Source organism: thiotrophic endosymbiont of Bathymodiolus puteoserpentis (Logatchev), assembly GCF_900127505.1.
Lineage (GTDB): Bacteria > Pseudomonadota > Gammaproteobacteria > PS1 > Pseudothioglobaceae > Thiodubiliella.
In genome coordinates this window covers 24,939-28,062 of sequence record NZ_UEXF01000073.1, presented here as the reverse complement: position 1 = coordinate 28,062, position 3,124 = coordinate 24,939, and the positions used below count along the sequence as shown (strand labels likewise).

The window sequence follows — 3,124 nt, the reverse complement described above, 5'->3', positions numbered from 1 at the left end:
CATCAATAATGTTGATTGAACCTAGAGAAACAATAATACTGTTTTGTTCTAAATGATGATTGATTTGTTCTAGTAGTGCTTCTAGCAAATTTTCAGTATTGAGTAATTGTCTAAAACGCCAAATGGTGGAATGGTCTGGCACTGCTTCGCTTAAACTTAAATCAATGAAGCGTCTGAACATTAAATCTCTAGCAATTTGTTTTTCTAAGGCTTCATCGCTAAGCGCATACCAAGCCTGAAGAATTAGGATTTTAAACATCATTATGGGTGGATAGGCGCTTGCAGCTGTTTTGGAGGTATAAAGATTTGATAGTGTTTGTTCTATCTCGCCCCAGTTAATGATGTTATGCACATCGTCTAGTTCTGATAGAGATTTATGTTCAATAACAAGAGAATCTGCAAATGAATTTTGTTGGGTGTTTTTCCAAGACATTTTGGGTGTTTTATGGTTGTTTTAGATGGGTGTTATTTTATCAGATTGGTGGTTTTTTGGTTGGGTTATGCAAAGGTCTCCATTAATATTATTTTTCATGATTAAATAATTTTTTTAAAATTGAAGATGATATGTTACTGGTTCTTGGTAAATACTTAACTTGACAATACTTTTTTAAGTCGTCAAACCTTCCCTGCCAGTCATCTCCCATGACAAATACATTTACACCGTATTTTTTTATATCGCTTTCTTTTTGCTTCCAACTGTTCTCTACAATCACTTTATCTACAAAGGATAACGACTTAACAACCTTGCATCTCTCTTGAAATTCCATCTGTGATTTTTTGCCTTTCCGTAAATTAAATTCATCACTAGAAATAGCAACAATCAAATAATTGCCTTCATTTTTTGCCCTATTCAACAAATTCCAATGTCCAATATGAAACAAATCAAATGTTCCGTAAGTTATTACTTTTATCATTTTTTCTCTAAATTTAAACGCTTATCAAACATTAATCTTAAAATATACCCAATCATTTTATCAGTTTTTCTGAATACCACGCCAAGTCCTGTTCAAATCATAAACAACAAATAAAATTCTAGCAAAACATATCAAGCCCAACGCTAACTCAATATTTGACAAGATATTTGTTATATTGACGACAACATATAGTGTCAATAAGAATATTAATTGTGCGATTTGAGTCCACATTCGATACGAAAAATTATCACGAATAATGGTAATATCTTCCACACTGTAAAACATAAAATTAAACAACTCCATGACGGCAATAATTTGTACAAACACAATAGCAACACGCCACTGCTCTCCTAACACTAATGGCACAAGCCAATCAGCTAATACTATTAGCAATCCATAGCCAAAAATAACAAAAAAGAAAGTAGATTTAATTATTTTTCTTGGCAGAGATGTGTTGCCATTATCAACCTCATATACTTTGCGATATCGATGCCGAGCAACTTGCCCAACTGCTTGCCCAAAAGCACCTGTTGGCGCACCCACAGCCCTTTCAGCCATTGCAAATATACCCGCAGCAGACATACCGCCTACGGCAGACATAATCAGCGTAGGTATGCGTGAACTTAAAGAAGAAGCTAAATGCGTTGTTAATAAAATAGGTATTTTTTGTATTTGACTAAAAACAGTAAGTGACGACATTTTAAGTTTTTTTAAAGTTATCATTTGTATGATATCTGTATAAAACAAAAAAACAAGAAATGAGAAGAACTGTCCAATCGTTTGCCCCAAAATAAGTCCAATTGGTAACGAATCTCCACCTATAAAAATCGCATATCCAAGTGAAATGGAAACCATACTTATGGCGTTTACTGTGGCTGCTATACCATGACCTGAAAAATTACCTAAATAAGTAGCATAGTATCTTAATGTTTGTGCGCCCCCTATAAATAATACAGTAACACCAATTAAGAGGGGCAAATAATTAAACTCTTTTGAGAAAAATGAATTTAAAAAATCAGATAAAAGAAACACCGTGATTAAGGTAATTACAAAACTAAAAATCAATACCATGGTCATAATACCCATAGTCAATACGACCGCCTCATCCTTGCTTTTCATAGTGATAATTAAAAACTCCGCCTTACCCGTGGAAAATACAACCAAAATCCATGTAATAGCACTAAATACAGCAAAAACACCAAATTCTTCTGGATTGTAATACCGAGTAATATAAGGCAGTGAAGCCACCAATATCAATTGTGCAATAAATTGCCCACTGGCAATACGAGATATATTGGCTAACATAAACAGCCAGTCAATTTAATTGCTAGTGTTTGTTTGAACGATTTAAAAAATTTTACAATTTTAAAACTGATTTTTTTACCACTTATCTGCATAAAAGCCTTTGTTATTTCCAGCGTACTACGCTCTTTTCTTGTATCCAAATTCACAACAAGCATCTCACTTTTGTTTATTGAAAGAGATAATTCAGCAATCTAACGCCTTTTTGCCTAATCAGCCGAATGAATATAAGGCGAATTCAACCCATAAGTGCAACACTTCCATTTAAAAAATAGTCCTTGCCAGTCATCTTGGCAAAGACCTCAAATGGGGTCTTGTACCCCAAGCATTTCCTAGGTCTATTATTCATTAAATCTGTTGCCCTAAATGCTTCTTTCTCACTCACATTATCCAAAGCCATTCGCTTAGGGAAGAATTGCCTTAACAGTCCATTGTGATTCTCGTTTAAGCCCCTTTCCCAACTATGATGAGACCGTTGAATTTAAAGAATTTTTTTAAAAAAAATCTAAAACCCAATTTTTCTCATATTTTTCTCATCAAACCCCGCTCGCTATTCCCTATTTTTTTTCATATTTCTCCCATTAAACCCCGCTATCTTCCCATTTTTTGTCAATTTCCCTTAAAATCAACAAAAAACAAACAATACCCCTCCCTTAAAAACCATACTCTTCATTTAAAATCACCATTCTTTTAAGATTAAACGCCAATGATTCCATAAACATTGCAAACTGATTTTTAGCAACACCCCTATACCTTGTTCGATGATTAGTTTGAGAGAATACTCGCTCATACGGACTACGCATTTTTGTGATAAAACTGTCTCTACCCTTATTTTTATTTTTCATATTGTTTTTCAAGATAGTCTTTAGATTGCAACCTTTGCGTTTAGCATCAATATGAGTTTGTTT

Annotated in this window: 4 protein-coding genes and 1 pseudogene; all 5 read right to left on the bottom strand. The window is 33.7% G+C overall.

The annotated features are described in order from the left end of the window. Positions 1-433, bottom strand: a 433-nt coding sequence (locus BHECKSOX2_RS08930; RefSeq protein ID WP_139682531.1) for a transposase, incomplete at its 3' end; no start/stop codon positions are given. An 88-nt stretch (positions 434-521) separates the two neighbouring features. Continuing rightward, positions 522-914: an FAD synthase family protein gene (locus BHECKSOX2_RS08925; protein WP_139683288.1), complete on the bottom strand. Its 393-nt coding sequence runs from the start codon at positions 912-914 to the stop codon at positions 522-524. A gap of 60 nt (positions 915-974) precedes the next feature. Next, positions 975-2,219: a lipopolysaccharide biosynthesis protein gene (locus tag BHECKSOX2_RS08920; protein ID WP_139683287.1), complete on the bottom strand. Its 1,245-nt coding sequence runs from the start codon at positions 2,217-2,219 to the stop codon at positions 975-977. Between the two features lie 235 nt (positions 2,220-2,454). After that, positions 2,455-2,685, bottom strand: a pseudogene (locus BHECKSOX2_RS10355) (transposase); the annotation flags it as partial. 184 nt (positions 2,686-2,869) lie between these two features. Continuing rightward, a partial coding sequence (locus tag BHECKSOX2_RS08910) for a transposase (protein ID WP_483444639.1) occupies positions 2,870-3,124 on the bottom strand: 255 nt, incomplete at its 5' end.

Bases quoted from the DNA above. Each gene is read 5' to 3' on its own strand.
- BHECKSOX2_RS08925 (WP_139683288.1), bottom strand. From the start codon at position 914: ATGATAAAAGTAATAACTTACGGAACATTTGATTTGTTTCATATTGGA.
- BHECKSOX2_RS08920 (WP_139683287.1), bottom strand. From the start codon at position 2,219: ATGTTAGCCAATATATCTCGTATTGCCAGTGGGCAATTTATTGCACAA.